The following is a 25,870-nucleotide window of genomic DNA, read 5'->3' as shown; positions in this document are numbered from 1 at the left end:
TACTTGAAAATTCAGATTATTGCAAGCATTAACAAAAATTTTTTTAAATAAGTTGGCTATCATCGATACCAAATTCAACCAGCAGAGCTAAAATCTTATCAAAACCCAACTTATAATGCTCCAACTTGTGACCATCAGACCCCACCGAATAGCGCCTGCAACCCAAATCTTGCAACAAACCAAGAGCATATCGGTAAAGGTGCTCATGCTGGTAAAGATACATACTTTTGGCGTTGAGCTCAAAGGCTAGATTTTCAGCCATCATTTTTTTGAAAATGCGGAGCAGTTGTTCCTCATAGCTTTTTAAGTCATCAACGGTCAGGTCAAACAGCCTAAAACCATAATCAAAATGCGCCAAAACATCGGCATCAACACGACCAATAGCATACTCTAAGCGATCCAAATAATCTTGAATGACCTCATCCTTGTCAAAGGTCGCCACTTCTTCATCCAAATAATCATTAACCCCGTTATGATGAACGGACAAAAGCTTCAAGTCGTAGTCCTTATCTGACAAAAAAGCAAGAATATCGGCTTCCCTAGGTTCATAATAACCAATCTCAATTCCCTTTTTAATGCGATCTCCAAATCGAGACTTAAGCTCTTCTATTTCCCGACTATAGATGTCATAATCAGGAATATCATCCTGTTTACTGTAAGGATTCGATAAGTCAAAGTGCTCAGTCGTGACAATTTCTCCAGCATCATGAGTCAAATAGTCGATAAACGTAGCCTCAGAATCATAAGAATGGTGAGTATGTAAGTGATTATCTCGCATAAGAAAGCCTCGATTCTCTAAAATTACTAATATTATACAATGGTCTCCTCAACTTGACAAACAGAAAAGTCAAGACTCCCTTAAACACCAATTTAGCCATAAAAATTTGCTTTCTGCCCTGCTTTTCTTTAAAATAAAAAGGAGTAAACACAAAGGAATTAACATGAGTATAACCAAAGAATTTGATACGATAACAGCCATCTCAACACCGCTCGGAGAAGGCGCCATTGGGATTGTCCGCCTGTCAGGGACCGACGCTATCCCTATCGCCAAAAAAGTCTTTCGAGGAAAAAATCTAGATAGTGTCCCATCTCATAGCCTAAACTACGGGCATATCGTGGAAAATGGCAGAGCCATTGATGAAGTCATGGTTGCTGTCATGCGTGCTCCCAAGACCTTTACTCGTGAAGATGTGGTCGAGATTAACACACATGGCGGTGTTGCTGTAACCAATGAAATTTTACAGCTCTTGATTCGTTCTGGTGCCAGAATGGCAGAGCCCGGTGAATTTACAAAACGCGCCTTCTTAAATGGACGTATCGACCTAACACAATCCGAAGCCGTTATGGATTTGATCCGTGCAAAAACCGACAAGGCCATGTCAAATGCCCTCTCCCAACTAGACGGTTCCTTGAAAAATCTCATCAATAACACGCGCCAAGAAATTCTAAACACTTTAGCACAAGTGGAGGTCAATATCGACTATCCAGAATATGATGATGTAGAAGAGATGACCACCGCACTGATGCGTGAAAAAACGCTTGAGTTTCAGGAACTTTTGGAAAACTTGCTCCGCACAGCCAAACGTGGCAAAATTCTTCGTGAAGGTCTTTCAACTGCTATTATCGGTCGACCAAATGTCGGAAAATCAAGCCTTCTCAATAATCTTCTCCGTGAAGACAAGGCTATCGTCACCGACATCGCCGGAACCACTCGCGACGTTATCGAAGAGTATGTCAACATCAAAGGTGTTCCTCTCAAACTCATTGATACTGCCGGTATTCGGGAAACTGATGATGTGGTTGAAAAAATCGGTGTCGAGCGCTCTAAAAAAGCCCTACAAGAAGCAGACTTAGTTCTTCTCGTCCTCAATGCTGCGGAGCCTTTGACCCATCAAGACAAGACTCTCCTTGATATTTCCGAGCAGAGCAATCGTATTATTTTGCTCAATAAAACTGATCTGCCTGAAAAAATCGAAGCTGACCAGCTTCCAACTGATGTCATCCGCATTTCAGTCCTTGAAAATCAAAATATCAATGCCATTGAAGACAAGATTAATCAACTCTTCTTTGAAAATGCAGGCATGGTCGAACACGACGCCACCTATCTTTCAAACGCTCGCCACATCAGCTTGATTGAAAAGGCAGTAGAAAGCCTCAATGCGGTTAACCAAGGGCTTGAAATGGGCATGCCCGTTGACCTCCTTCAAGTGGATATGACACGCACTTGGGAAATCCTTGGTGAAATCACAGGCGACGCAGCCCCTGACGAACTCATCACCCAACTCTTTAGCCAATTTTGCCTTGGAAAATAAGCCAAAAAAGGAGCTCAACCGAGCTCCTTTTATATATAACTTCATCTAAGGTTGATTTGAAAAGGCAACACTTTTCATTAGATCTCATTACTAGAGAAATTGTGAGCTTTAAGAGTGCCTATTCCCATTTACTCGCCATTACTATATCATTTCCATACATCTATTTCCTTTATTTTCTTTTAAAAAAACGTTCCTCTAAAAAAGAGAAACTTTCTAAATTTTTTATCTTTTTTTTGCAAACTTCAGAGGTGTTGGATTTCCTCAGGATCACTTGGATATAGAAAAAGTGAGTTTAAATCTCAAATGATTGATGTTAACCATTAGAACTTTCTTGTTTTTTACATCTCCTTCAACTCATTCAAAAACAAAGCCGACCATCAGTCGACTTTGTTTCTTCTTAGGCTAAAATGTTCAGGCACTGGATCTTCTCCACCTTCCACAAAAGGATGGCAACGCAGAATACGAGCTATTCCCATCAAAACTCCCTTGACGCCATGTTTTTCAATCGCTCCAATCATGTAGTTTGAACAAGTTGGTCTATAGCGACACGATGGAGGAAAGATCGGGGAAATAAACTTTTGATAACATCTGACAGGAGCAATTAATAAGTTTTTCATTTCTTTTTATAAGTAGCTGCGTTGTGAAGTTGGCTGATTTCTTTCTTGTTTAGGCGACGTGACTCACCTGGACGAAGTCCCGTCAAATCAAGGGTCCCAAACTGAATCCGAGACAATTTATCAACAAGAAGTCCACAAGCTTCAAACATTTTCTTAACCTGATGATTTCGACCTTCATGGATAGTCAATTCAACAACCGAACGATTTTTATCAGCTTCGACCTTGATAATATTGTAACGCGCAGGCTTTGTTTTCTTACCATCAATGACCAGACCACGTGTCAGAGGACGGAGGTTCTCCTTATTAGCTATCCCTTTAACCCTAGCCAAATAAACCTTGTCAATTTCATTTCTTGGGTGAATCATTTTATCTGTAAAATCACCATCATTAGTGAGAATGAGAACACCAGAAGTGTCCCAGTCCAAACGACCAACAGGATAAATGCGCTCTTTGACTTGAGGCAAGAGGTCAAGGACTGTCTTTCTCCCCTTGTCATCGCTGACGCTTGAAATCACACCTTTTGGCTTATTGAGCAGATAATAAACCTTTTCCTCATTGTAGATAGGGCTTCCCTCTACCTCAACCTTATCTCCAGCTTTCACAGTGGTGGCTAATTCACGTACCACTTCACCGTTGATAGTGACAAGACCTGCTTTAATCAATTCCTCCGCCTTGCGACGACTGGCAACACCCGCATGGGCAATGTATTTATTTATACGCATAAATGCTACTTAGAAGCAAGCTTGCTACCATTCTTTTGGAAATGGCAGAGCAGACTCCTTCTTTTCTCCTTTTTCTACTGACTCACGTCGGTATTTTTATTTTCTATATTGTAACACGGATCACTAAAAAAGCAAAACACAAGGGTCGCTCATATTTTGCTACTCATCTTCCATATGAAATAAGGTAACTTCTTCATTTTGCAACTGAATGGTTGACACATCTGGCAGTTCTTCCAAACGATTGACCCCCATGTAGTCCAGAAAGTAATCGGTCGTCACATAAAGATTGGGACGCCCCAGAACTTCTTTCTTACCATCTTCACGAATCAGGTCAAAAGCCTGTAGCTTGGCAAGAGCACCGCTTGAATTAACCCCACGAATCTCATCAATCTCCACCCTTGTGATGGGTTGCTTGTAAGCCACGATTGACAGCACTTCAAGGCTGGCACGGGAGAGACTTTGATTGATAGGCGTGCTGGAATAGAGGCGTAAAAGCTCAGCATGTGTCTCTTTGGTCACCAACTTGTAGGTCTTACCCGTCTCCACCAGACAGAGGGCGGAATGAATATCCGAATCATATTTTTCAGCCAATTTTTCAAGCTGTTGGGTTAAAGCTGACGCAGACAGTTGTGTCAACTCAGCCAACTGCCTTAAACTAAGCCCGTCTTCACCTGCTACAAAGAGCAGAGCCTCAATGCTAGCTAAGTGGCTCATTGACATCACCTCCAAAATCCTCAGGAGAAATAGACACCGAAGGGTAATGCGGCAGGCTACTCAAATCCACATCCAAGGGTAGCTGATAAATAGCCAGATAATCTTTCGGAAAAGCCCTCTTTAGCTCTGCCATTTTATCTAATATCGCCGTCTCATTTTCAGAGGCAAAAAGCACCTCGACTACTGCCTCTGTCGGTTCCGCAAAAGCATGCACGATGATTTTAAGCATGACTATCTCCTTTCTTTAAAATGATATCTCCAAAGTTTGCTTCTTGTGTGACGACGATTTTCTGTACCTTAATCAGCTCCAAAGTCGCTAGAAAAATGGTAATGATTTCCTGCTTATCCGTCGCCTTTTCAAAAAGTTCTGCTAAGACCAAACACTCTTTTTGCGCCAGCTCTTCCTCCACAAAAACCATCAAATCCTCAATTCGATAATCATCACGAGCGATGGTGGTGTGACTATTTCTAATGTCCGCCTGCTTTTTAGCCATAATCTGTGAAAAAGCCAGAAAAAGATCGACACTTGTTTTGTCATGTGTTAAGGTCACATCATCATAGATTAGTTCTTGTTTTGGTTTTGAAAAATGCTGCGCACGTATCTGGTGTTGAGCGGCCAATTCTTGACTGAGGAGCTTATATTTTCGATACTCCTCAATCTGACTCAGTAAGTTGAGTTCTGGGTCATCAGCTTCTGGCTCTGCTTCCACAATTTTCGGTAAAAGCTTGCGACTCTTAATCAGCATGAGCTGACTAGCCATGAGCATGTATTCGCCCGCCACCTCCAGACGCATGGTCTGAAGCGTTTCAATGTAGGCCAGGTACTGCTCAATGACCTCCACGATTGGCACATCATAAATGTCCATTTCATATTTGGAAACCAAGTGCAGAAGCAAGTCCAGCGGTCCTTCAAAATCTTTTAGTTTAATGTCCATGTTTGTAGTATTTTTCCAGAGTGGCTGTTTTTTTGAGCCCTAATGTCTTAGCCAATTCCATCATTGAAAGCCCTGCTCTTTCTTGCCGCAAGATGTATTGTTCCCGTAATTTTTGAGCGGTCATATCAGCCAATCCAATCTGTCCCAAGAAAGCAGATAGTTGCGTAAAAAACCATTGGCGCGAGTAAGGCTGACCCTCCCTATCAAAAAGGTAGGTCTGCCCTTCTTCCCAATTCAAATAAGGGAGCAATCTTTCTGAAAGGGGTAATACCCTAACTGCACCTGCTCTTTCCACGGTCATAACTTGGAAATTCTTATCAATCCTATCCACCTTCAAATTTTTAAGCTCGCTAGGTGTCAGCCCCATTTCCACAATCAAAAGGGCAATCAACTGTCCAGTTGTCTGCTCATTTTTTTCATAAATCAATGCCAAATCAAGCAAGGGATTAGGTTTTGTCTGAGCAGGTGCCTTATCAACTGCTTTAAGTTTGTAAAAGTGATCGCTGACTCCATTGTCATACAAAAAATAGAGAAATTGATTGACGCTAGAAACCTTGCGCTTTTGAGCAGATGCCTTCATCGAGCTCAGACTTTCTTGATAGAGGCGCAGGCTATAATCGTCTAGCTTATCAGCAATTTGCTGACAGAACTGTTCCAAGTCATATCGGTAAGATTTTTGAGAGTTGAGCGTCAGCTTTTTTCCAGCCAAAAAATCGGAAATATAAGCGGTAAAATCAGTCATTGGGGTGAATCGAGTAATCCTTTGTAAAGTTATGGAGGAGGTTATTGATAGCTTTTAGGATAGATTTGCGGGTGATAATGCCAACGAAGGTCTGCTGGGCATCTACCACAGGCAAGAAGGGAAAATCAACCAGCTTGTGGAGAACTTCCGTCACATCAGCATTGACAGAAATTGTAGGAATCTTGCTGTTTGCCATATGAGCAATGTCCGTTTGCACCATCTCCCAATCCTGCAGACCATTCTCCGTCTGATACTTCATAATATCAGAGATGGAGATGGTTCCCACATATTTTTTATCCTTCGTGATGACGGGAACACGGGAAAAGCCGTTGCTAGCAAGGAGCAAGAGCACATGGTCGGCGTTATGAGTGTCCACAAAAATAGCTACTTCTTCTGCAGGAGTTAAGTAGGTATCCAATTGTCCTTTTAAAAAAAGCTCAAATTCTTTTGCAATCATCGTGAAAATTCCTTTGATAGTTCCGCAAAAAGCGTGTGATTGAGTCGGTAAAAATCAACTAGGATTTTACTGTCAGTTACCGTCACCTTAGCATAGAGTTTTTCTGAAATCTCACCGCGTGGCTGTAAAACGGATCCTGGATTGATGAAAACTGTCTTACCATTCTGCCAAGCCGCAGCTCTGTGTAAGTGCCCATAGAGGCAAATATCAGCGTCCGCTTCTTGGGCAAAATAATCTAGTCTGTCCCAGCCAAAATTAATACCATAAAGGTGACCGTGAGTCTGAGCAATAGTCAGATTCGGCAAGATCATCAGACGAGAATCCTCATAACCAGAGTCGTAGTCACAGTTGCCACGAACCACAGAAATATCAGACCAAATCGGATCCTTTGAAGCCAGCTCAGAGTCACCATTGTGAAAAATCGCATCAACCTTACCAAGATAACGTGCCTTAATATCCTCTACAACCCGTCTATCGCCATGAGAATCACTCATGACAATCAAAGTGTATTCAGCCATGATGGAAAGACCTCCATGAGTTTCCTAACCGCCAAACCGCGGTGTGACATTGTATTTTTTTCTTCTGGGGAAAGCTGCGCTGCAGTCCGACCAGACTCTCCAACTAAAAAGAGAGGATCATAGCCAAAACCGTTTTCACCCTGCGGTTGCACAGCAATGTAGCCCGGCCAGTCAGCTTCGACTACCAATGATTCCTTGTCAGGACTTGCCACGACTAAGCAACAATGGAATTGGGCACTCCTATCTTTTTGCTCAAATACCATCTGCAATTCATGTAAGAGTTTGGCATTATTTTTGTCATCAGTGGCATCCGGCCCTGAAAAACGCGCTGACCAGACACCTGGCAAACCACCCAAAGCATCAACCTTGAGACCAGAATCATCTGCTAAAACCATTTTACCAGTCAACTTGGCAATAGTCTCAGCCTTGAGCCGTGCATTTGCTTCAAAGGTCATGCCAGTTTCTTCAACATCTGGCAAGTCTGGATAGTCGTTGAGATTTTCCACTGCAATGCCTAGTTTTTCAAAAATCTTGCGAAACTCCTTAGTCTTACCTTCATTTTTAGTGGCAATCAAAATCGTATCACCGATACTTGCCATACCCTTGTCATATCCGAAGAAATCAGACGTGGCCACCCCTTCTTTTGGTAAATGAACCAATAGAAGTTTGTCCCCTTCAGTCACTAAGATAGTCCCTTGGTGTTGGAGAACTTTGAACTGACGATTGTTTAACTCATTCAAAATATCACAGGCAAATTGAAAGAGGGCAAATTCAGACTGAAGCTTAATCACTTCAATGTTGACACACTGGTTGAAGTTGTCATCTTCATAATTTCCAGTAATGAGCTGATCAAATAACTGACCTATTTGATAGATTTCTTGTTCTCTATTATTGTCTCCAAATGAACCAAATAGATTGGCAAAGCTGGCCTTTGCAATAAACCAATTATGTTCATCTCTATATTCGTAAATTTTGTCTGTCATAGGTCCACATGCTCCACATGAATGTCTTGTCCCAGCCAACTTTCAGCGATGTCTCGGAAACTTGCCACACCTGCAGTGGTGTAAAAACGGTGCTCCCCAGTCGCCACTTCGCGGCTGCGATTGATTTGAAAGTAATTGAGAAGAACTGACACATCACGGATGCACTCAGCTCCGCTGTCAATCAACTTGACCCCATCCCCCATCACATTCTGAATGATGGGACGTAAAAGAGGGTAATGCGTGCAGCCCAAAACTAAAGTATCAACCTTGCCAACAAGCGGTGCCAAGGTTTCATAAACCACTTTTTTAGCCAGAGAAGAACTTGCCTCATTTGATTCCACGATTGGGACAAATTTGGGACAAGCTAGGCTAGTCACTGTCATTTGAGGGGATAGTAGGTTGATTTTCTCTCTATAAATGTCTGATTTAACCGTCATCGGTGTCCCGATAACCCCAATCTTACCTGACGTCGTCGATTTGATTGCAGCGCTTGATCCCGGTAAAATAACCCCTAAGACAGGAATGTCAAGAGCTTCCTTAACTTCTTCCCAAGCCACTGCCGTTGCCGTATTGCAGGCAAAAACAATCATTTTAACATTTTGGGTTAAAAGGAAATTGACTAGCTGCCAAGTATATTCTCTGATTTGACCAGCAGGTCTAGGCCCATACGGTGCCCGTGCTGAGTCCCCTATATAAACAATTTCTTCGTGCGGTAACTGACGCATGAGCTCTCGCACCACCGTCAATCCACCAACACCAGAATCTAAAAAACCAATTGGTCGATTATCCATGTGAATTTTTCCATTCTTTTCCCCTTATCTTGGGTGATGGGGGATATCATTGCTTTACCGCCCTTCACTAGCCATCGTTTGATCAATGAGTTCCCAAAATTCCCGATTAAAACATCTCAGTTTTTAAAGGAATAAGTAAAATTGATACTATAGCAATAAATGTCATTCAAAATCTCAAAAAGTACGACGTCTAGCTTAGAAAGTACTCAGATAAAGCTTTAAATCTGGTAACTACCCTGGATTTTCGTTAGGTAGGGCTAAAGAAAGGGAACGGGAATCCTGCTCCCACTCCCTTATCATTTATTTTTTCTTTTTGCTAGCCACTGCCGCTGCTTTTGAGTGTTTAATGATATTGCGGTAAGCTTGTTGTACCTTAGCTTCACTTGGCTTTTGACCCATCTGACTCATCATTTCACGAACAGCATTCACATCCAAACGTGGGTTTTCAGCAAATTCTTTTTCGACTTGCTTACGCAGGATGTAGGCACCCACAAACATACCACCCACAAAAGCTGCTACTACTAATAAAATCCAAAAAAATGTATCCATGATAATTCCTATTCTCTCTAAATGTTTTTACCGTCATATTATAGCATTTTTAAGAATAAATGACAATGGGAAAACGCCTACTCAAGCCCGACTTCCTGTAGGCTCTCTCTTTTCTTTCGATAGGAAAAATAAAGCTGCGCAGCCATTGGCACCCAAAGAAGAGGCTCACAAAGGATAACTCCCAGATAACCCAAGTTCGGAATAATGGCAGCCACAAAGAGGATTTTCCCAAAGAGCTCTATAAAACTAGAAACCAATGGTAGTCTCTTAAAGCCTAGCCCTTGTAAAGTATTTCTCAAGATAAAGAGCAATCCAAGAATTGGATAAAATGGTGTTGTCAACCGTAGATAAAGCTGAGAAGCTGATAGTAGCTCTGCTTCTTTTGACCCAGAAATCAATGCGGTCAAAAATTCCCCAGACACAAAAAGAAGGAGAAAGGCAAAAAACGCCCAGGCAATGACAAGACCACTAGCCTTTTTCACCCCTTCGATAATCCTTTCATATTGTCTCGCTCCAAGATTTTGCGAGGTGAAAGTGGCAATGGCCGACGCCGTAGCCGTCATTGGCATGATAAAGAAAGACTGAATCCGTCTAGCTGTCACCTGAGCACCAATGATATAAACCCCAAATCCATTGATAGCGGTTTGAAGGATAACCGTCCCGATGGAAACGATTGAAAACATAAGTCCCATTGACAAGCCTTGCCCCAACATGTCTCGATAGAGTTTTCTTTCCGCTGTAAAATGGTCCTTATCTGGGATTAAAAATGGGCGCCTACGATAAATGTAAAACCAGCAAAGAAGAGTTGATAGAGATTGAGCTATCAAAGTGGCATAGCCAGCACCACGAATGCCAAGCTGAAGTGATCCAACAAAAAGCATATCAAGCCCAATATTAATCAGGGCTGAAAACATCAAAATATAGAGAGCCATCAGACTATCTCCCACAGCCCTCAACAAAGCTGCGCCCAGATTATAAAAAACGGTTATCAAAAGCCCTGACAAGATAATAATGATGTAACTATAAGCCTGATTGAGAATGGTCTTTGGTGTTCCCAGAACTTGTAACAAAGGATACAATCCCAGCCAACCTAATATTGTGAAAATCAGGGCGATGAGAAAACTAATAGTGATAGCCACCGCTACTGATTTTTTGAGCATGTCGTCATTTTTAGCCCCATAATAACGGGCAATAACAATCCCCATACCATTTGTAATACCGATTGTAAAACCGACAATCAATTCAAAAACCGAAGCCGTTGAACCGACCGCTGCCAGAGCCTTTTCCCCAAGAAAATTTCCTACAATCATGGTGTCAGCGGTATTGTAAAGTTGCTGAAAAATATTGGAAATCATAATGGGCCAGGCAAAGACCAAAATAACCTTCAAAACTGAACCCTTGGTCAAATCAAGACCTGAATGCTTCATCTTTTCTACCACTCCTTTCTTTGTTTGAGCAAAAAGGGCACTCTAACCTCTCACCATGAGGCTCTGTGAACTTCTTTACTCCTCACAAAGAGGCTGAGACAAAAGTCCTAGCCTCTTAACATGATTGCAGATAGGCGCATCAGCGTAGTGGTTGATTGGAAATTCTCATCCCTTCCTACACAATGGATAGCGACTTCCCTAATCAACTATGCGAAGGTGGGATAACAAAATCGAAATCAGCAAAAATGCCGATTTACCGATTTTTATCCCACTCTCAAATCCTTATCATTATTTTTCAAAATCAAATCCGTAGAGAGTTGCAAAGTAGTCTTCCGGTGTTTCTGCACGGCGAATGAGTCGAGCTGTACCGTCTTCTTGATAAAGAATTTCCGCAGAACGCAGGCGAGCATTATACTGGTAACCCATCGAAAAACCATGCGCTCCGGTGTCATGGATGACGAGGGTATCGCCAAGTCGAGCCTCGGGTAACTCACGCTCTTTGGCGAATTTGTCGTTGTTTTCGCAGAGTGAACCAACCACATCTACCACCTCAATTTTCCCGTTTGGATTGGTCATATTGGTAATGTGGTGATAGGATCCGTACATAGCAGGACGCAGCAAATTCACGGCTGATGCGTCAACTCCCACATAGTCACGGTAAGTTTTCTTGCGGTGGAGAACCTTTGTCACCAAAAGACCGTGAGGGGCCAACATAAAGCGTCCCAGCTCTGTAAAAATTTTGATATCGCCAAGACCAGCCGGCACTAGAACCTCATCAAAGACCTTGTGAACACCCTCACCGATGACGGCGATATCATTAGCAGTCTCTTCTGGACGGTAGTTGACCCCGATGCCTCCTGAGAGGTTGATAAAGCTAAGTTCAACGCCCGCCTCCTCCTTGATTTGGACAGCTAGGGTAAAAAGCTGACGCGCCAATTCTGGATAATAGTCATTAGTCACAGTATTTGACGCCAGGAAAGAATGGATCCCAAATTCTTTAACGCCTTCAGCCTTCAAATCCTTAAATCCTTGAATAAGCTGGTCTCGGGTCATCCCAAATTTAGATTCCTCTGGATTGTCCATAATGTCAGTTCCAAGGGCGAAGATGCCTCCTGGGTTGTAGCGCAACGAAACTGTATCAGGAAGCCCTGCCGTTTTTTTCAAAAATTCAATCATTTCATAAGCATCAAGATTGATGGTTGCTCCTATTTCACGGGCGTATTGATACTCCCGAGCAGGGGTGTTATTCGATGAAAACATGATATCCGTAAAGCCCAGCTTGTGACTCATGAGCAGTTCCACTTCTGTCGCACAGTCCACACCACAATTTTCCTCTTTCAAGATTTTCAAAATAGCTGGGTTTGGTGTTGCCTTGACAGCAAAATACTCCTTAAATCCCTTGTTCCAGGCAAATGCTTTGTTTAAAGCACGTGCTTTTTCACGGATACCTTTTTCATCATATAGATGAAAAGGTGTAGGAAATTGTGCTGTGATTTTATCCAGCTCCTCCATTGAAATAAAAGGTGTTTTCATAATCTGTCCTCGAATTTTCAAAATATTATGACTATTGTAACACGAAAAATCACATCTGGCTAGCACCAGATACTGATTATAGCCGTATTAAGCAAGTTCAAATCTTAAGCTCACAAAAACACCCTGCATCAACAGAGTGCTCGAATCAAAGATTACTCACCTTTGTGACGGATAGTAAAGCCACTACCTGAGTTGTTTGATTTATTTGAGGTGTTAAAGTCGTTGTTGCGACGTGACTTGCGTTTAAAATCACTACGCCCGTTACCATCGTGGATGTCACGGCGTTCACGACGCTTACCTCCACGATAGTCCCCATCACGGTCATCACGACGACGGTCACGTCCACCACGACGCTCCTTATCACGATTATTGCGGTTACGTTCACGATTACCACGACCATTTTTGCCAGAATTTTTGCTACCATGTCCGCCACCGACATACTTAAACGGAAGTGGTTTTTCACGGGCAATTTCCACTTCTGGAAGTGAGTCTGGGTCCTGCACTGTTAAACTAAAAATATAGAGAGCAAGTTCTTCAGGTGTGAATTCTTGAGCTAATTTAACAGCGTCAGCTTTAAACTTGTCAAAGTTACTACGAAGATTTTCGTCTGCAAAATCGCGTTCAATCTTTTTAAGGGCAACCTTTTTCTTAGCCTGAAAAGCTTCCTCAGCGGTAGCTGGTTTCAAACCAGTCATGCGCTTTTTAGTCAGATTTTCAATGATAGTCAAATAACCCATTTCGTTTGGTGACACAAATGTGATTGACTGACCTGATTTTCCAGCACGACCAGTACGACCGATACGGTGAACATAGCTCTCTGGATCTTGCGGAATATCATAGTTGTAAACATGTGTCACACCAGAAATATCAAGTCCACGCGCAGCAACGTCTGTTGCGACAAGAATGTCAATTTGATCGTTTTTGAAATCACGGATAACACGAAGACGTTTGTTTTGGTCAAGATCCCCGTGGATGCCTTCTGCACGGAAGCCACGAATCTTAAGGCCGCGAGTCAACTCATCAACACGGCGTTTGGTGCGACCAAAAACGATTGAGAGCTCTGGCTGATCGACATCCATAAGACGAGTCATTGTATCAAACTTTTCTTGTTCTTTAACGCGAACATAAAACTGTTCAACGTTCACATTTGTCAATTCTTTAGCCTTAATTTTAACGTGTTCAGGCTCTTTCATGAATTTAATACCAATTTGTTTGATTGGTTCTGGCATAGTTGCTGAGAAAAGCAGGGTTTGACGCTCTTCTGGCACACGGCTGATAATCGCTTCGATATCTTCAAGGAAGCCCATGTTGAGCATTTCATCTGCTTCATCCAAGATTAGGGTTTCAACATGATCCAGTTTTAAAGCCTTACGTTTAATCAAATCTAAAAGACGTCCCGGTGTCCCTACAACGATGTGGGCTCCTGATTTAAGGGCTTTGATTTGCTTTTCAATAGATGACCCGCCGTAAACTGAGCGTACCTTAACGCCCTTATCGCGTCCAAAACGGAAAAGTTCTTCTTGAGATTGAACTGCAAGCTCACGCGTTGGTGCAATGACGAGGACTTGGATAGTGTTTTCTTCCGTACGGATCTTGCTAAGTGTTGGAAGTCCAAAAGCTGCTGTTTTACCAGTTCCCGTCTGCGCTTGACCGATAACATCTTTGCCTTCAAGAGCAAGTGGAATCGTCATTTCTTGGATAGGTGATGGCGTTTCAAAGCCAGCAGCAACAATAGCTGATTGAATATCAGCCGACAAATTAAGTTCAGTAAATTTCAATTGTTTCTCTTTTCTAAAAAGACGGTGCGAAGCCGTCTTATATCACTTATTTGATGCAGACCTACTCTGCATAGTTTGTCGTCTTGATTAACAACTTACCTAGTGTAACATAATCATCTGTAAAAGGACAGAAAAGACTACGATTTTCTTATAAACACGTTTTCATTGTTAGAATCTTAGACTATTTTACCTTTTCCCCCTCAAATAGCTCTGCTTTGTCTGATAAATGAAAGAGGCTAAGACAGAAGTCCTAACCTCTTAACATGATTACAAATAGGCGTTTTGGCACAGTCCTTATTTGGAAGATTTCACCTCTTGCTAGGCAATGGATAGCGACTTTCCTAATCAACTGTGCGGAGGTAGGATGACCAAATCGAAATCGGCAAGAATGCTGACTTTTCCCACTCTCTTTACCATTATTTTTTAGCGTATGCTGCTGCTTGTGTCCCAGCTTGACGACCAAAGATAACGATATCCGCAACGGCATTTCCACCCATACGGTTATTTCCATGAACACCACCAGTAACTTCACCTGCTGCGTAAAGACCTGGGATAGCTTGCCCGTCTTCTTTTAAGACTTCAGTGTTGGTGTTAATTTTCAAACCACCCATTGTATGGTGAATTCCTGGAGATACTTTAATAGCGTAATATGGAGCTTTTGACAAATCACGATCCATACCTGTTGTACGACCAAAGTCTGTGTCTTTTTTATCTGCAACATACTTGTTCCAAGATTCTACAGTCGCCTTCAAGTTTTCTTCAGAAACTCCAATAGCCTTTGCCAATTCCTCAATGCTATCTGCTTTGACAGTCATGCCTTTTTCTTCGTAAGTATCAATTGATTTTGAATGCTCACGAAGTCCTTGGTCAAAGACAACATAAGCATAGCCTTCTGGAAGAGCATTGATAGCTGCTGATACGTTATCACGTGTTTCCATTTCATTGTAAAAACGATTTCCTTGAGCATTGACAAGGATAGCACCTTCACCACGAATAGCTTCGGATACTAAGAATGGAGCTTTGCCTTCTTCTTGATAGACGGTTGGGTGAATTTGGATTTGCTCCAATTGAACAGTTGCAGCGCCCAATTTTTGTGCAAGGGCAATACCATCACCAGTTGCACCTTCATGGTTTGTGGTGACATAGCCTTTCAATTCAGGTTTCAACTCAGTAATCATATCCATATTGGCACCGAAACCACCTGCAGCATCAACAACAGCTTTAGCAGAGATTGTTTTCTTCTTACCATCAACTGTCACTTTGATACCAGATGCTGCACCATCTTTTTCAATGATTTCTGTAACATCAGCATTTACAAAGATTGGAATTTTGTTTTCCTTCAAGTTGTTGTAAAGACCATTAACAAGGTAGCCACCTACAGCTGAACCATCTGCTGGACGGTGGATACGAGCTTTAGAAAATCCACCTGAAAAGCTAACGTCACTAAGAGTGATACCAATACTGTCCAACCAGTCAATGGCTTCTGCTGAGTTATCTACCAGATAACGAAGCAGTTCTGGGTCGTTAGTTCCTTTACCACCCTTAAGGCTTTCTTCATAGAAAAGGTCGTTAGTGTCGTCGATACCTTGCTCTTTTTGGAATTTAGTCTCAGAAGCATTCATACCGCCTGATGATTTGGTTGTATTACCACCGATGACTGGCATTTTTTCAAAAATAGCTACATTTGCACCTGCTTGTTTTGCAGAGATTGCTGCTGACATCCCAGCACCTCCAGAACCGATGACAACAACGTCATAGCTATCTTTTAATTCTTTTGGATCAGTGTATTCTTTTGCAGACGCGCCTGAAACTACCTCTTCCTTTTTAGCTTCTGTGGTCGTTGTTTCAGTTGCCTTTTCAGACTTACCCCCACATGCAACCAGCACTAATATAGCAATGAAGCTCATAAAGAGCGTCAACCAAAACTTTTTCTTCATCTTTTTCCCCTTTCTTTTTATGAGATGAACATACTAATATTGTATACTTTTTCACAAATTTACTCAAGATAGTTTCTAATTTTTCAAAAGCAAAAAAGTATTCTATTGCTCTAACCTAATTCGTCATATCAATGTAGAACAGCCGCCGCTAAGGCCTGTTGAATTTCAACAACATTGCGGTCACTGTTGAATTGAAGAACTTCAGATGGCTCTGTTGCCGATGAAATCCATATTTTTAACTCCGCATCTAAATCAAAATGGCCTGATGTCTCGACTGTAAAGCGTGAAATAGAGCGATAAGGAATAGACTTATAAGAAGTCTTTTTACCCGTCATGCCCTGCTTGTCCACCAAAATCAAACGTTTCTCTGTAAAAACAATCAAATCTCGCACCAAAGCATAAGCCAAACGTACCTGCTCGTTTGGAATTAAAATATCTGCTAATTGCTCCTCAACCTTGTCACTATCTTTTTGAGAAGCATTACCAATCAAACCTGAAAACAGACCCATAACTTAGTACCCTAGGGACGAATACATCCCTTTCCTTTCCCTTTATGATGTTATGTAAAGCGTTTTCTTCATTATACCATATTTTTGATTAGCATAACAAAAGCACCTGCTCAAAAATGAACAAGTGCTTTCTTAGGAGATATGAAAAAGTTTTAGGATGCTTACATTATATAGAGCATTCCTTAAAGAATTCTTAAAGTGAATCCAAATAGGAAAGTTACATCTTCTCTTCCAACTCTACATCAGGATATTTGTCCGCGAACCAGCGGAGGGCGAAGTCGTTTTCAAAGAGGAAAACGGGTTGGTCAAAGCGGTCTTTGGCAAGAATATTACGGCTTGAAGACATCCGTTCATCCAGGTCTTCTGGCTTGATCCAACGGACTGTCTTTTTGCCCATTGGGGTCATAACTACCTCAGCATTGTACTCACCTTCCATGCGGTGTTTGAAGACTTCAAACTGGAGCTGACCAACGGCACCCAGCATATACTCGCCTGTCTGGTAGTTCTTGTAGAGCTGGATAGCTCCTTCTTGCACCAGTTGCTCGATTCCCTTGTGGAAGGATTTTTGTTTCATGACATTTTTAGCAGAAACTTTCATGAAAATTTCCGGAGTAAAGGTTGGTAGCGGTTCGAACTCAAACTTGTTCTTGCCTACGGTCAAGGTATCTCCTACCTGATAAGTCCCTGTATCGTAAACCCCGATAATGTCACCCGCCACTGCATTTTCCACATTCTCACGGGACTCGGCCATGAACTGCGTCACGTTGGACAACTTGGCTCCCTTACCTGTACGAGGCAGGTTAACCGCCATACCGCGTTCAAATTCGCCCGAAACCACACGGACAAAGGCAATGCGGTCGCGGTGACGAGGGTCCATGTTTGCTTGGATTTTGAAAACAAAACCTGAAAAATCTTTGTTGAGTGGATCAATGACATCACCAGTTGTCGTCTTGTGTCCATGTGGCTCTGGAGCAAATTCCAAGAAGGTGTCAAGGAAGGTCTGCACACCAAAGTTTGTCAGGGCGGAGCCGAAGAAAACAGGTGTCAAATCGCCGTCCAAAATCGCCTGTTCTGAAAATTCATTCCCAGCCTCCGCCAAGAGCTCGATATCGTCCAGAACTTGGGCATAGAATGGGTTGGAGCCAAAGAGCTTATCACCTTCGTCCAAGCTTGCAAACCGCTCGTCACCACGGTAGAGTTCTAAACGTTTGTTATGGAGGTCATAGAGTCCCTCGAAGGATTTCCCCATACCGATTGGCCAGTTCATTGGATAGCTGGCAATACCCAAGACTTCTTCCAACTCCTGCAATAAATCAAGTGGCTCACGACCGTCACGGTCCAACTTGTTGATAAAAGTGAAAACAGGAATGTTGCGGTGCTTAACAACCTCAAAGAGCTTTTTGGTCTGAGCCTCGATACCCTTAGCAGAGTCCACCACCATGACAGCCGCATCGACCGCCATCAAGGTCCGATAAGTGTCTTCTGAGAAGTCCTCGTGCCCTGGTGTATCTAGGATATTGACCCGCTTGCCTGCATAGTCAAACTGCATGACAGATGAGGTAACAGAGATACCACGTTGTTTCTCAATATCCATCCAGTCAGACTTAGCAAAGTTACCAGTCTTTTTCCCCTTGACTGTACCTGCTTCACGAATCTCACCCCCAAAGTAGAGCAACTGCTCGGTAATAGTGGTCTTACCCGCGTCCGGGTGAGAGATAATCGCAAAGGTGCGGCGTTTCTTAATTTCTTCTTGTAGTGACATAATGTTTCCTTTTCATTTTTTGTATTTTGATTCATAGCAGAGCTGAGCCTGATTTACTTCAATCTACATCGGATTCGTCCTTATTTTTTCGAGATAACTCTCTTATTATATCGGAAAAATAGGCTGATTTCAATCCGTAAGACGTGACGTCCTATTGCTATAACTATTGGGCACTATTTAACCTAAAAGAGCACCTAAACTTGCTTTCCCGCATCATTTGGCGTAAACTAGAGGCATGAAGATTATAAAACACCTAAACCCCGTCGCTGGGGAAAATACTTATCTTGTCGCAAATGAAGAAGCCCTGCTTGTCATCGACCCAGGCAGTGATACTCAAGGGTTGATTCAGAAGATTTCTAACCTCAAGAAGCCCGTCGCTGCTATTCTTTTGACTCATACCCACTATGACCATATTATCAGTGTGGATGTTATCCGTCAAAAATTCAATCAGCCACCAGTCTACGTTCATCCTCTGGAGGCGGATTGGCTAGGCGATCCTAGCTTAAATGGGTCAGCTCGTCATCCAGAGCTTGGAGACATTATTATTTCTCCTGCTGATGTTCTTTTTGAAAATGGCAGAGCTTACGAGCTCGCTGGTTTCCATTTTCGAGTATTACCGACACCAGGACATTCTCAAGGTAGTGTCTCCTTTGTCTTTGATGAAGAAATGGTCGTCTTCTCAGGTGATGCCCTCTTTAGAGAAACTATAGGACGTACTGATTTACCAACAGGTGATTTTGACACTCTGATTAACAGTATTAAGAGTCAGCTTCTCGTCTTACCAAGTCGCTATGATATCCATCCAGGGCACGGCTTTAGTTCCACCATTGGCCACGAAAAGACCTTTAATCCCTTTTTACGCTGAGCGAATTTCCAAAGCGTCAGCTTTTTCCATAATAAAAGTTATCGACAAACTTTATCAAAAGCACCTGAAAAAGCCTTCCATTGAGGAAAGGCTTTTTCTTTAGGCTTTGAGATAGCGTCGAATGGAGAGCACTGAACCCATAGAACCTACCAAAATACCAACTACAAACAAGGCCGCAATAGCATAGTAGCTGTATGGATTTGGATCGTACATAGATAGATGTTCGATGGAAAGGTTTTTCTGGAATCCATTGTAAGCGTATTGATATCCAAAATAGAGAATAACAGATGGGATAATGGCCCCAAGGAAGCCAACCCATGCACCTTCCATAAAGAAAGGACCTCTGATATATGAATTTTTAGCACCAACCAAACGCATGATTTGGATTTCATTGCGGCGTGAGATGATGGTGATACGAATGGTATTTGAAATCATAAATAGAGCTACAAAAGCAAGCAAAGCAATAGCCGCGAATCCCCAAACACGGATGAAAGCTGCCATTTTAAAGATTCGTTCTGTATCTGCTTTACCGTAATCGGCACGGTCAACTCCCTTGATTTTACTGATTTTTTCAGTTACTTCAGCAACTTTCTTAGGAGAGGTTGTTTGAACAACATAAACATCAAATAGAGGATTGGCATCTCCATCAAAGAGTTTCCAAGAGTCACCTAAGCGTTCTTGAAGTTTCTTCAATTCTTCTTCTTTACTTGAAAAAGTAACTGTTTCAACGCCATCAATGGCTTCGATGGCTTTTTGAATGGATTGATAGTTTTCATTAGGCACCATCTGACCAACTTCATTTTTTACTTCTGTATCTTGGTCATGACTATCCACTTGGAGAAAAACATTGATTTGAATATTTTCTTCAATGCCACGCGCTAGCTTTTCCGTATTAAAAAGCACAGCAGCAAAGATACCAACCAAGGTCAAGGTGACTGTTACTGAGAAAATAGAGGCTAGGGTCATGAGGCCATTACGCTTGAGGTTTTTGATTGCCTCCCACATGTGGCGGAAAAATCGTCTAATCATCGTATCCGTAGTCTCCTTTCTCTTCATCACGAACTACTCGGCCGCCTTCGATGGCAATAACACGATGGCGAAGGGTATTTACGATTTGACTATTGTGAGTCGCCATCAAGACGGTTGTCCCTTGAAGATTGATACGCTCCAAAAGGTTCATGATTTCCCAAGAATTTTCAGGATCAAGGTTTCCTGTTGGCTCATCAGCAATGAGGAGTTTTGGATTGTTGACAAGTGCACGGGCAATGGCTACACGCTGTTGCTCACCACCAGATAACTGATCTGGGAAGGACCGCATTTTGTGCTTCAAACCAACTAAATCGAGGACTTCTGGAACACGTTTTTTGATGTTACGTGGCTTTTCTCCAATAACTTCCATAGCGTAAGCCACATTTTCAAAAACGGTCTTACGAGGAAGAAGCTTGTAGTCCTGAAAGACTACGCCGATGGAACGACGCAAGAAAGGAACATCTTTCTGACGTAGCTTGGTCAAGTCAAATTCTCCGACTCTGATACTTCCTTTGGTCGCTTTTTCTTCGCGATAGAGCAGTTTGATAAAAGAAGATTTACCAGCCCCAGATGGGCCAACTAGATAAACAAACTCTCCCTGATCTACGCTAACCGTAATCTCACGAAGAGCCGTCGTCGAACGATGGTACTTTTTGGTAACATCGTGTAATTCAATCAATGGCATGTCTTTACTTACTGAGTTGTGAAACTCATTTCCTTTCGAAAATATTTTCTTTTGGTGCATTCAGTGACGTTGGGCGGGCACAAGCATTTCGCTATCGTCATTCTATTGCAAAATGTTGAGACCTAAATCTTACCATTTTCTTTCGATGTCATAGGATTTTCCTGATGACACCATTTTTACTGTGAATGCACCTTGTCGGCGATAACATCACCTTGTCATTTTTGCTAAGAATTTAGTCCCTAACCTAAGGAGCTACGTAGTGCTGGTATTTGTTACAACAAAAACTAGCTAGCAACGAGTTAAGGCAAAATGCTCCCTCAAGCTTAATCAATCAACCACTTAAGATAAGCATCGATAAAGCCTTCAATGTCCCCATCCATAACCTTATCCACTTGAGCAACTTCGTAGCCTGTGCGATGGTCTTTTACCATGGTATAAGGGGTGAAAACGTAAGAACGAATTTGGCTTCCCCAAGTGATTTCACGTTTATCACCTTTGAGTGCGTTGACTTCTTCTGCCTTCTTGTCCTGCTCCATTTGGTAGAGTTTAGCTTGAAGCATCTTCATGGCACGGTCACGGTTTCCGTATTGGGTACGGTCAACAGTTGAGGCAACCACGATACCTGTTGGAATATGGGTCAAACGGACACCGGTTGAGACTTTATTGACGTTTTGCCCACCAGCACCCCCTGAACGGAAAGTGTCCATTTTGATGTCGTCATCGCGAATTTCCACTTCAATCGTATCATCAAGTTCTGGCATCACTTCCACAGAAGTAAATGAGGTGTGACGACGCTTTGCTGAGTCAAATGGCGATATACGCACCAAGCGGTGAACACCCATTTCAGATTTGAGAAGTCCGTAAGCATTCGGCCCTTCAAATGACAGGGTGACAGACTTAATACCTGCCTCATCTCCTGCCTGATAATCAAGGGTTTCAACCTTGAAGCCTTTCGCATTTCCATAACGAGTGTACATACGGAAAAGCATATCGGCCCAGTCCTGCGCCTCGGTACCACCTGAACCTGGGTGAATCTCTAAGATAGCATTGTTGTGATCGTAAGATCCAGATAAGAGCAAGGTCATCTCATAGCTAGTCATGATTTGATCAAGTTTTTCCAGTGTCTCAACCAAATCATCATGAACCGACTCGTCTTCTTCTAACATTTCCAAGTAGAGTTCTGTCTCATCCGACAACTCCTCCATGTTATGAAAAGTCTCATAAGTGTTCTTGAGTTCGTTGAGTTCTTGAGACGTTTTCTGAGCCGCCAAATTATCATTCCAAAAATCAGGCTCTGTCATTCGATTCTCTAAAAGAGCAATGTCTTCCTCTAACCTATCCAGGTCAAAGAGACCTCCTGAAGCTAGTCAACTTCTCTTTATTGTCTACTATTTTCTGGCGAATTTCTGCCAATTCCATGGTTTTCTCCATTTCTTTATACAAATTCTACTTATTCTATCATATTTTTAAGCGCTCTGCCATTTTTCCAAGACCAAAGCCAGTTCTTTTTGGCTATCTTCTTCTTTTGGAGAAAGGCTACGCATAAAGTCCAACATGGTCTGTTCAGGTTTTTTTATTAGCTCACCCAAGGCCCAAATGGCTGTCGCGGTATGAATAGGATTGTTATTTTTATCGATGATTTCTAGAAGTTTTGGAATAGCGCTTCTATCGTGGGCATTGGCAAGGGCAATGATAGCGTTGCGCTGTAAAATATTTTTCCCGCGCCAACTACCTGCAATGAGACCAAACTTTTCTTTGAAAGACTTATTGGTCAATTCTAGGAAGGGAACGAGTTCCGGCTGTGCTAAGTCTGGATCAATCTCAGAAGCTAATGGATTATCGATACCTTTATTGTAAGGACAGGAAATCTGACAAATATCACAGCCGTAAATAACTGTCTTGATTTTCTTGCGAAATTCCATATCCATCATCCCCTTGTCCTGTGTCTGGAAAGACAAACAACGTCTGGCATTCATCGTGCCATCTCCGATAAGACAAGAGGTAGGACAAGCATCCAAACAGCGCCTACAATCTCCACAGTCGTAATCCACTTCCTGATCAGGCTCAATCTCCAAATTGGTAATAAGCTCACCGAGATACATATAAGAGCCGAATTCTTTGGAAATAACAAGACCATTTTTTCCGATAAATCCGATACCTGCTCGTTTGGCAACTGCTGTGTCAACCAGAGCTCCCGTATCGACCATACCCTTGTATTCAAAGTTTTCAGTTAATTGCTCAATCCCACGCGCCAAACGTTCCAGCTTATCTTGTAGAACGTAGTGATAGTCCAAGCCCCAAGAATTAGGCGTTATTTTTCCGCGCTTATAGGCTGTTTTTTGAGGCTGGACGGGTAATTTATGAGGATAAGCGACAGCGATGGAAATGATGGTTTTAGCAGAAGCCAAGGATAGCTTAGGTTTGATCCGTTCTTCAATGTTTTTATGTTCAAAACCTGTCGTTCTACCCTCTTCAACTCCCAAGCGCAGCGATTTTTCCAAATAAGCAAAGTCATCGGCCGTTGTAAAACCGATCTTTGAAATACCAATTTCCTTAGCAAGTTTCTGAATTTCTGCCTTAATGTCCATATTAGTATTTTAATGAAAATTTATGTTGGTGACAATACAGATTTATTGCTTTCTTATGACAAAAAGTATTGAAAGCGGTATAATAAAGACAACTATTCAAAGGAGAAAACTATGACCTTATCACATGAAACCATTCGTCAGATTTTCGACCTCGAGTTGCCGTCCGTGTCTATAATGACCAAAAAATTCCTCGCGAGGACTTAGAGACTATTCTTGATGCCGCTTGGCTTAGTCCCTCTTCCGTTGGACTGGAGGGGTGGCGCTTTTTGGTTTTGGAAAATGGCAAAGCTGACAGCAAGCTAGACAGCATCAAAGAGGACTTGAAAGAAGTTGCTTGGGGAGCTAAACCTCAACTGGATACCGCAAGCCACTTCATCTTCTTATTGGCAGAAAAAAATGCTCGCTATGACAGCCAAGCTATCTGCCAAAGCCTTATCCGAAGAGGTCTGGATGAGTCTGGTGTGGCCAGTCGCCTCCCACTCTACAAATCCTTCCAGGAAAGCGACATGAAAATCGCTGACAATCCTCGTGCTCTCTGGGACTGGACAGCTAAGCAGACCTACATCGCTCTAGGCAATATGATGACAGTGGCTGCTGCACTTGGTATTGACTCTTGCCCTATTGAAGGCTTTAATTATGACAAAGTTAATGCCATCCTAGCCAAGAGCGGTCTTATCAATCCCGAAAAAGAGAGCATTGCCAGCATGTTATCCCTAGGCTATCGCCTCAAAGATCCAAAACACCCGCGCTCACGCAAACCACGCGAAGAAGTCGTGACTTGGGTGGAGTAAAACGAAGAACTGAGTTGACAATCAACTCAGTTCTTTTTATCTTCTGGCAGCTCTCCAATCACTTCATAGCTGGTAAGACCTGATTTAACCTGACCTTGTTCTGTCATTTCTTGGTCAAAGGCTTGCGCTTCTTTGCTTTCATAAGCATTGATGATTTCAGCAACTACAGGATGGCGTACGACATCCTTAGCAGATAGGTAAACAAAATCAATCTGCTTAATATGTCTCAACTTTTCCGTCGCATCGATCAAACCCGACTTGACATTACGCGGCAAGTCAATCTGGCTAACATCTCCATTAACAATCATCTTGGAATTAAATCCAAGACGAGTCAGAAACATTTTCATCTGCATAATGGTCGTGTTCTGGGCCTCATCAAGGATAACAAAAGCATCCTCCAAGGTTCGTCCACGCATATAGGCCAGCGGAGCAATTTCGATAATCTCACGCTCCATCAAACGAGTCGTCTGTTCCTTGCCTAAAATCTGATAAAGAGCATCGTAAACAGGGCGCAAGTATGGATCAACCTTCTCCTTCAAATCACCCGGCAAGAAACCAAGACTCTCACCAGCCTCAACAGCAGGGCGGGTCAAAATGATTTTTTTTACCTGACCACGTTTTAGGGCAGTTACTGCCAAAGTCACCGCAAGAAAGGTCTTACCGGTACCTGCAGGCCCAATTCCAAAGACCACATCATGCTTTTTCACGCTGTCCACATAAACTTTTTGACCTAGCGTTTTGACACGGATAGGCTTACCGAAACTATCCTTGATAATTTCTTCTTCATAGAGGGCAACAAACTTATCAATATTACCACTTTGTGCCATAGAAAGAGCCGTCACCACATCAGAAGTGTTGACCATCATGCCACGACCGACCAGAACAAGCAGAGCAGAAATGGTCAATCGAGCCAACTCAACAGCCTCTTCATCATCACCCAAAATCTGCACACGCTCCGTTCTAGCGTGAATGATAACTCCTAAATTCTCCTCAATCAACTTCAAATGACGTTCATTAGTTCCAAAAAGTGCTAAGATATCATCAGGATGATTTAAGACAACTTCAACAGAATACTCTTGCAACTAGAGTACCTCTTTCTTTTCTTATTTTCTCCATTATACCAAAAAATCGCCACTAGGACGATTTCTGAGCTATTAAAGATAGACTCCTTTGATAACAAAGAATGAACCGCGGATTTCACCTGCTAGTTTGGAGCGTTGACGGGCAAACTTGAATTTTCCTTCAAACTCTTTGGGTATCTCAATCCCATTTGACAATTTGAATCCGACCGCTCGTTTTCCTCCTTCTTCTAGTGTATAAAGGACATTGTCATAAAAGACAAAGGACCAGAGAATACCGTCCACTTCAAATTGGGCCACATTGAGCGGAGTGTAGGGAAAAACCATGTCCCGCTCTGCCAAGACCTTTTCGATAAAAGGTAGGACTTCTGGTTTTTCTTCAGGTAAAAATACCTCAAATGGAATTTTGTACTTGTTCCAGAAATAGCAGGCTTCATTGGCACGCAAACCTGCCAGCACATCTGCAACTGAACTGACTTCCAAACCTGTCGTCTCCACCTCTTTAAAACTTACAATATATGACACGATATCCTCCTCTAAAAAAGCA

Annotated in this window: 26 protein-coding genes and 1 pseudogene; 3 read left to right on the top strand and 24 right to left on the bottom strand. The window is 42.4% G+C overall.

The window, feature by feature from the left end; translation table 11 throughout:
- Positions 1-43: 43 nt before the first annotated feature.
- Positions 44-778 carry a PHP domain-containing protein gene (locus G576_RS0110150; RefSeq protein WP_027974501.1) on the bottom strand — a complete coding sequence of 245 codons (735 nt, stop codon included), beginning with the start codon at positions 776-778 and terminating at the stop codon, positions 44-46.
- A gap of 163 nt (positions 779-941) precedes the next feature.
- Between G576_RS0110150 and mnmE the strand changes: the two genes are divergently transcribed.
- Positions 942-2,312: a tRNA uridine-5-carboxymethylaminomethyl(34) synthesis GTPase MnmE gene (gene mnmE, locus G576_RS0110145; protein ID WP_027974500.1), complete on the top strand. Its 1,371-nt coding sequence runs from the start codon at positions 942-944 to the stop codon at positions 2,310-2,312.
- 377 nt (positions 2,313-2,689) lie between these two features.
- On the opposite strand, the gene yidD is transcribed toward mnmE, so the two are convergent.
- From yidD to G576_RS0110065, 17 genes are all read right to left on the bottom strand, one after another.
- On the bottom strand, positions 2,690-2,929 hold the full coding sequence (gene yidD, locus G576_RS13420) for a membrane protein insertion efficiency factor YidD (protein ID WP_083960020.1): 240 nt from the start codon (positions 2,927-2,929) through the stop codon (positions 2,690-2,692).
- Positions 2,926-3,651, bottom strand: a complete 726-nt coding sequence (locus G576_RS0110140; protein WP_027974499.1) for a pseudouridine synthase — start codon at positions 3,649-3,651, stop codon at positions 2,926-2,928. Before G576_RS0110140 ends, yidD begins: the two co-directional genes overlap by 4 nt.
- Positions 3,652-3,810: 159 nt before the next feature.
- Positions 3,811-4,365: an SMC-Scp complex subunit ScpB gene (scpB, locus tag G576_RS0110135; protein WP_027974498.1), complete on the bottom strand. Its 555-nt coding sequence runs from the start codon at positions 4,363-4,365 to the stop codon at positions 3,811-3,813.
- The gene (locus G576_RS0110130; protein ID WP_027974497.1) at positions 4,349-4,594 is read right to left on the bottom strand and encodes a hypothetical protein; all 246 of its coding nucleotides are present in this window, start codon (positions 4,592-4,594) and stop codon (positions 4,349-4,351) included. Before G576_RS0110130 ends, scpB begins: the two co-directional genes overlap by 17 nt.
- Positions 4,587-5,300, bottom strand: a complete 714-nt coding sequence (locus G576_RS0110125) for a segregation/condensation protein A (RefSeq protein WP_027974496.1) — start codon at positions 5,298-5,300, stop codon at positions 4,587-4,589. Before G576_RS0110125 ends, G576_RS0110130 begins: the two co-directional genes overlap by 8 nt.
- Positions 5,290-6,042 carry a site-specific tyrosine recombinase XerD gene (gene xerD / locus G576_RS0110120; RefSeq protein WP_027974495.1) on the bottom strand — a complete coding sequence of 251 codons (753 nt, stop codon included), beginning with the start codon at positions 6,040-6,042 and terminating at the stop codon, positions 5,290-5,292. Before xerD ends, G576_RS0110125 begins: the two co-directional genes overlap by 11 nt.
- Positions 6,035-6,499, bottom strand: a complete 465-nt coding sequence (cbpB, locus tag G576_RS0110115) for a cyclic-di-AMP-binding protein CbpB (protein ID WP_027974494.1) — start codon at positions 6,497-6,499, stop codon at positions 6,035-6,037. Before cbpB ends, xerD begins: the two co-directional genes overlap by 8 nt.
- The gene (locus tag G576_RS0110110; RefSeq protein ID WP_027974650.1) at positions 6,496-7,017 is read right to left on the bottom strand and encodes a metallophosphoesterase; all 522 of its coding nucleotides are present in this window, start codon (positions 7,015-7,017) and stop codon (positions 6,496-6,498) included. Before G576_RS0110110 ends, cbpB begins: the two co-directional genes overlap by 4 nt.
- Positions 6,999-8,000: a nucleoside-triphosphate diphosphatase gene (locus G576_RS0110105; protein WP_027974493.1), complete on the bottom strand. Its 1,002-nt coding sequence runs from the start codon at positions 7,998-8,000 to the stop codon at positions 6,999-7,001. Before G576_RS0110105 ends, G576_RS0110110 begins: the two co-directional genes overlap by 19 nt.
- Positions 7,997-8,791, bottom strand: a complete 795-nt coding sequence (gene racE / locus G576_RS0110100; RefSeq protein ID WP_027974492.1) for a glutamate racemase — start codon at positions 8,789-8,791, stop codon at positions 7,997-7,999. Before racE ends, G576_RS0110105 begins: the two co-directional genes overlap by 4 nt.
- Positions 8,792-9,091: 300 nt before the next feature.
- Positions 9,092-9,340: a YneF family protein gene (locus G576_RS0110095; protein WP_027974491.1), complete on the bottom strand. Its 249-nt coding sequence runs from the start codon at positions 9,338-9,340 to the stop codon at positions 9,092-9,094.
- A 77-nt stretch (positions 9,341-9,417) separates the two neighbouring features.
- Positions 9,418-10,767, bottom strand: coding sequence for an MATE family efflux transporter (locus G576_RS0110090; protein WP_027974490.1), 1,350 nt, complete (start codon positions 10,765-10,767; stop codon positions 9,418-9,420).
- Positions 10,768-11,055: 288 nt separating this feature from the next.
- Positions 11,056-12,300, bottom strand: a complete 1,245-nt coding sequence (locus tag G576_RS0110085; protein WP_027974489.1) for a diaminopimelate decarboxylase — start codon at positions 12,298-12,300, stop codon at positions 11,056-11,058.
- A gap of 152 nt (positions 12,301-12,452) precedes the next feature.
- On the bottom strand, positions 12,453-14,078 hold the full coding sequence (gene cshA / locus G576_RS0110080; protein WP_027974488.1) for a degradosome RNA helicase CshA: 1,626 nt from the start codon (positions 14,076-14,078) through the stop codon (positions 12,453-12,455).
- 416 nt (positions 14,079-14,494) lie between these two features.
- Entirely contained in the window at positions 14,495-16,015 is a 1,521-nt protein-coding gene (locus G576_RS0110075; RefSeq protein ID WP_027974487.1) for a flavocytochrome c, read from the bottom strand.
- Positions 16,016-16,143: 128 nt separating this feature from the next.
- The gene (locus G576_RS0110070; protein WP_027974486.1) at positions 16,144-16,524 is read right to left on the bottom strand and encodes a PH domain-containing protein; all 381 of its coding nucleotides are present in this window, start codon (positions 16,522-16,524) and stop codon (positions 16,144-16,146) included.
- Between the two features lie 217 nt (positions 16,525-16,741).
- The gene (locus G576_RS0110065; RefSeq protein WP_002935863.1) at positions 16,742-18,286 is read right to left on the bottom strand and encodes a peptide chain release factor 3; all 1,545 of its coding nucleotides are present in this window, start codon (positions 18,284-18,286) and stop codon (positions 16,742-16,744) included.
- 235 nt (positions 18,287-18,521) lie between these two features.
- Between G576_RS0110065 and G576_RS0110060 the strand changes: the two genes are divergently transcribed.
- Complete coding sequence (locus G576_RS0110060) at positions 18,522-19,151, top strand: MBL fold metallo-hydrolase (RefSeq protein ID WP_027974485.1); 630 nt, start codon at positions 18,522-18,524, stop codon at positions 19,149-19,151.
- A 99-nt stretch (positions 19,152-19,250) separates the two neighbouring features.
- On the opposite strand, the gene ftsX is transcribed toward G576_RS0110060, so the two are convergent.
- From ftsX to queG, 4 genes are all read right to left on the bottom strand, one after another.
- The gene (gene ftsX, locus G576_RS0110055) at positions 19,251-20,180 is read right to left on the bottom strand and encodes a permease-like cell division protein FtsX (RefSeq protein WP_027974484.1); all 930 of its coding nucleotides are present in this window, start codon (positions 20,178-20,180) and stop codon (positions 19,251-19,253) included.
- Positions 20,173-20,865, bottom strand: a complete 693-nt coding sequence (gene ftsE, locus G576_RS12750) for a cell division ATP-binding protein FtsE (RefSeq protein ID WP_037618933.1) — start codon at positions 20,863-20,865, stop codon at positions 20,173-20,175. Before ftsE ends, ftsX begins: the two co-directional genes overlap by 8 nt.
- Positions 20,866-21,188: 323 nt before the next feature.
- A protein-coding gene (prfB, locus tag G576_RS0110045) for a peptide chain release factor 2 (protein ID WP_156875140.1) occupies positions 21,189-22,284 on the bottom strand; the annotation gives its coding sequence in 2 pieces (ribosomal slippage) (positions 21,189-22,211 and positions 22,213-22,284; 1,095 coding nt in all).
- A 47-nt stretch (positions 22,285-22,331) separates the two neighbouring features.
- Positions 22,332-23,453 carry a tRNA epoxyqueuosine(34) reductase QueG gene (queG, locus tag G576_RS0110040; RefSeq protein WP_027974482.1) on the bottom strand — a complete coding sequence of 374 codons (1,122 nt, stop codon included), beginning with the start codon at positions 23,451-23,453 and terminating at the stop codon, positions 22,332-22,334.
- Positions 23,454-23,596: 143 nt separating this feature from the next.
- Here queG and G576_RS12745 point away from each other — a divergent pair.
- A pseudogene (locus tag G576_RS12745) lies at positions 23,597-24,244 on the top strand (NAD(P)H-dependent oxidoreductase); the annotation flags it as partial.
- A gap of 26 nt (positions 24,245-24,270) precedes the next feature.
- Here G576_RS12745 and G576_RS0110025 read toward each other — a convergent pair.
- Together G576_RS0110025 and G576_RS0110020 are read right to left on the bottom strand one after the other, a co-directional pair.
- Positions 24,271-25,326 (bottom strand): PhoH family protein, encoded by a 1,056-nt coding sequence (locus tag G576_RS0110025; RefSeq protein ID WP_027974481.1) that lies wholly within the window; start codon positions 25,324-25,326, stop codon positions 24,271-24,273.
- 72 nt (positions 25,327-25,398) lie between these two features.
- The gene (locus tag G576_RS0110020; RefSeq protein WP_027974480.1) at positions 25,399-25,848 is read right to left on the bottom strand and encodes a hypothetical protein; all 450 of its coding nucleotides are present in this window, start codon (positions 25,846-25,848) and stop codon (positions 25,399-25,401) included.
- Between the last annotated feature and the right edge of the window lie 22 nt (positions 25,849-25,870).

The sequence above is a fragment of the Streptococcus porci DSM 23759 genome (assembly GCF_000423765.1).
Classification (GTDB): Bacteria; Bacillota; Bacilli; order Lactobacillales; family Streptococcaceae; genus Streptococcus; species Streptococcus porci.
This window is presented reverse-complemented; position numbering and strand designations above follow the sequence as displayed.

Excerpts from the sequence above, each read along its gene's own strand:
- G576_RS0110140 (WP_027974499.1), bottom strand. The coding sequence starts at position 3,651 with ATGCGTATAAATAAATACATTGCCCATGCGGGTGTTGCCAGTCGTCGC.
- xerD (WP_027974495.1), bottom strand. The coding sequence starts at position 6,042 with ATGACTGATTTTACCGCTTATATTTCCGATTTTTTGGCTGGAAAAAAG.
- G576_RS0110150 (WP_027974501.1), bottom strand. The coding sequence starts at position 778 with ATGCGAGATAATCACTTACATACTCACCATTCTTATGATTCTGAGGCT.
- G576_RS0110110 (WP_027974650.1), bottom strand. The coding sequence starts at position 7,017 with ATGGCTGAATACACTTTGATTGTCATGAGTGATTCTCATGGCGATAGA.
- G576_RS0110085 (WP_027974489.1), bottom strand. The coding sequence starts at position 12,300 with ATGAAAACACCTTTTATTTCAATGGAGGAGCTGGATAAAATCACAGCA.
- G576_RS0110125 (WP_027974496.1), bottom strand. The coding sequence starts at position 5,300 with ATGGACATTAAACTAAAAGATTTTGAAGGACCGCTGGACTTGCTTCTG.
- G576_RS0110060 (WP_027974485.1), top strand. The coding sequence starts at position 18,522 with ATGAAGATTATAAAACACCTAAACCCCGTCGCTGGGGAAAATACTTAT.
- cbpB (WP_027974494.1), bottom strand. The coding sequence starts at position 6,499 with ATGATTGCAAAAGAATTTGAGCTTTTTTTAAAAGGACAATTGGATACC.
- racE (WP_027974492.1), bottom strand. The coding sequence starts at position 8,791 with ATGGATAATCGACCAATTGGTTTTTTAGATTCTGGTGTTGGTGGATTG.
- ftsX (WP_027974484.1), bottom strand. The coding sequence starts at position 20,180 with ATGATTAGACGATTTTTCCGCCACATGTGGGAGGCAATCAAAAACCTC.
- scpB (WP_027974498.1), bottom strand. The coding sequence starts at position 4,365 with ATGAGCCACTTAGCTAGCATTGAGGCTCTGCTCTTTGTAGCAGGTGAA.
- queG (WP_027974482.1), bottom strand. The coding sequence starts at position 23,453 with ATGGACATTAAGGCAGAAATTCAGAAACTTGCTAAGGAAATTGGTATT.
- G576_RS0110090 (WP_027974490.1), bottom strand. The coding sequence starts at position 10,767 with ATGAAGCATTCAGGTCTTGATTTGACCAAGGGTTCAGTTTTGAAGGTT.
- G576_RS0110105 (WP_027974493.1), bottom strand. The coding sequence starts at position 8,000 with ATGACAGACAAAATTTACGAATATAGAGATGAACATAATTGGTTTATT.
- G576_RS0110065 (WP_002935863.1), bottom strand. The coding sequence starts at position 18,286 with ATGTCACTACAAGAAGAAATTAAGAAACGCCGCACCTTTGCGATTATC.
- ftsE (WP_037618933.1), bottom strand. The coding sequence starts at position 20,865 with ATGCCATTGATTGAATTACACGATGTTACCAAAAAGTACCATCGTTCG.
- yidD (WP_083960020.1), bottom strand. The coding sequence starts at position 2,929 with ATGAAAAACTTATTAATTGCTCCTGTCAGATGTTATCAAAAGTTTATT.
- mnmE (WP_027974500.1), top strand. The coding sequence starts at position 942 with ATGAGTATAACCAAAGAATTTGATACGATAACAGCCATCTCAACACCG.
- G576_RS0110075 (WP_027974487.1), bottom strand. The coding sequence starts at position 16,015 with ATGAAGAAAAAGTTTTGGTTGACGCTCTTTATGAGCTTCATTGCTATA.
- G576_RS0110095 (WP_027974491.1), bottom strand. The coding sequence starts at position 9,340 with ATGGATACATTTTTTTGGATTTTATTAGTAGTAGCAGCTTTTGTGGGT.
- G576_RS0110070 (WP_027974486.1), bottom strand. The coding sequence starts at position 16,524 with ATGGGTCTGTTTTCAGGTTTGATTGGTAATGCTTCTCAAAAAGATAGT.
- G576_RS0110130 (WP_027974497.1), bottom strand. The coding sequence starts at position 4,594 with ATGCTTAAAATCATCGTGCATGCTTTTGCGGAACCGACAGAGGCAGTA.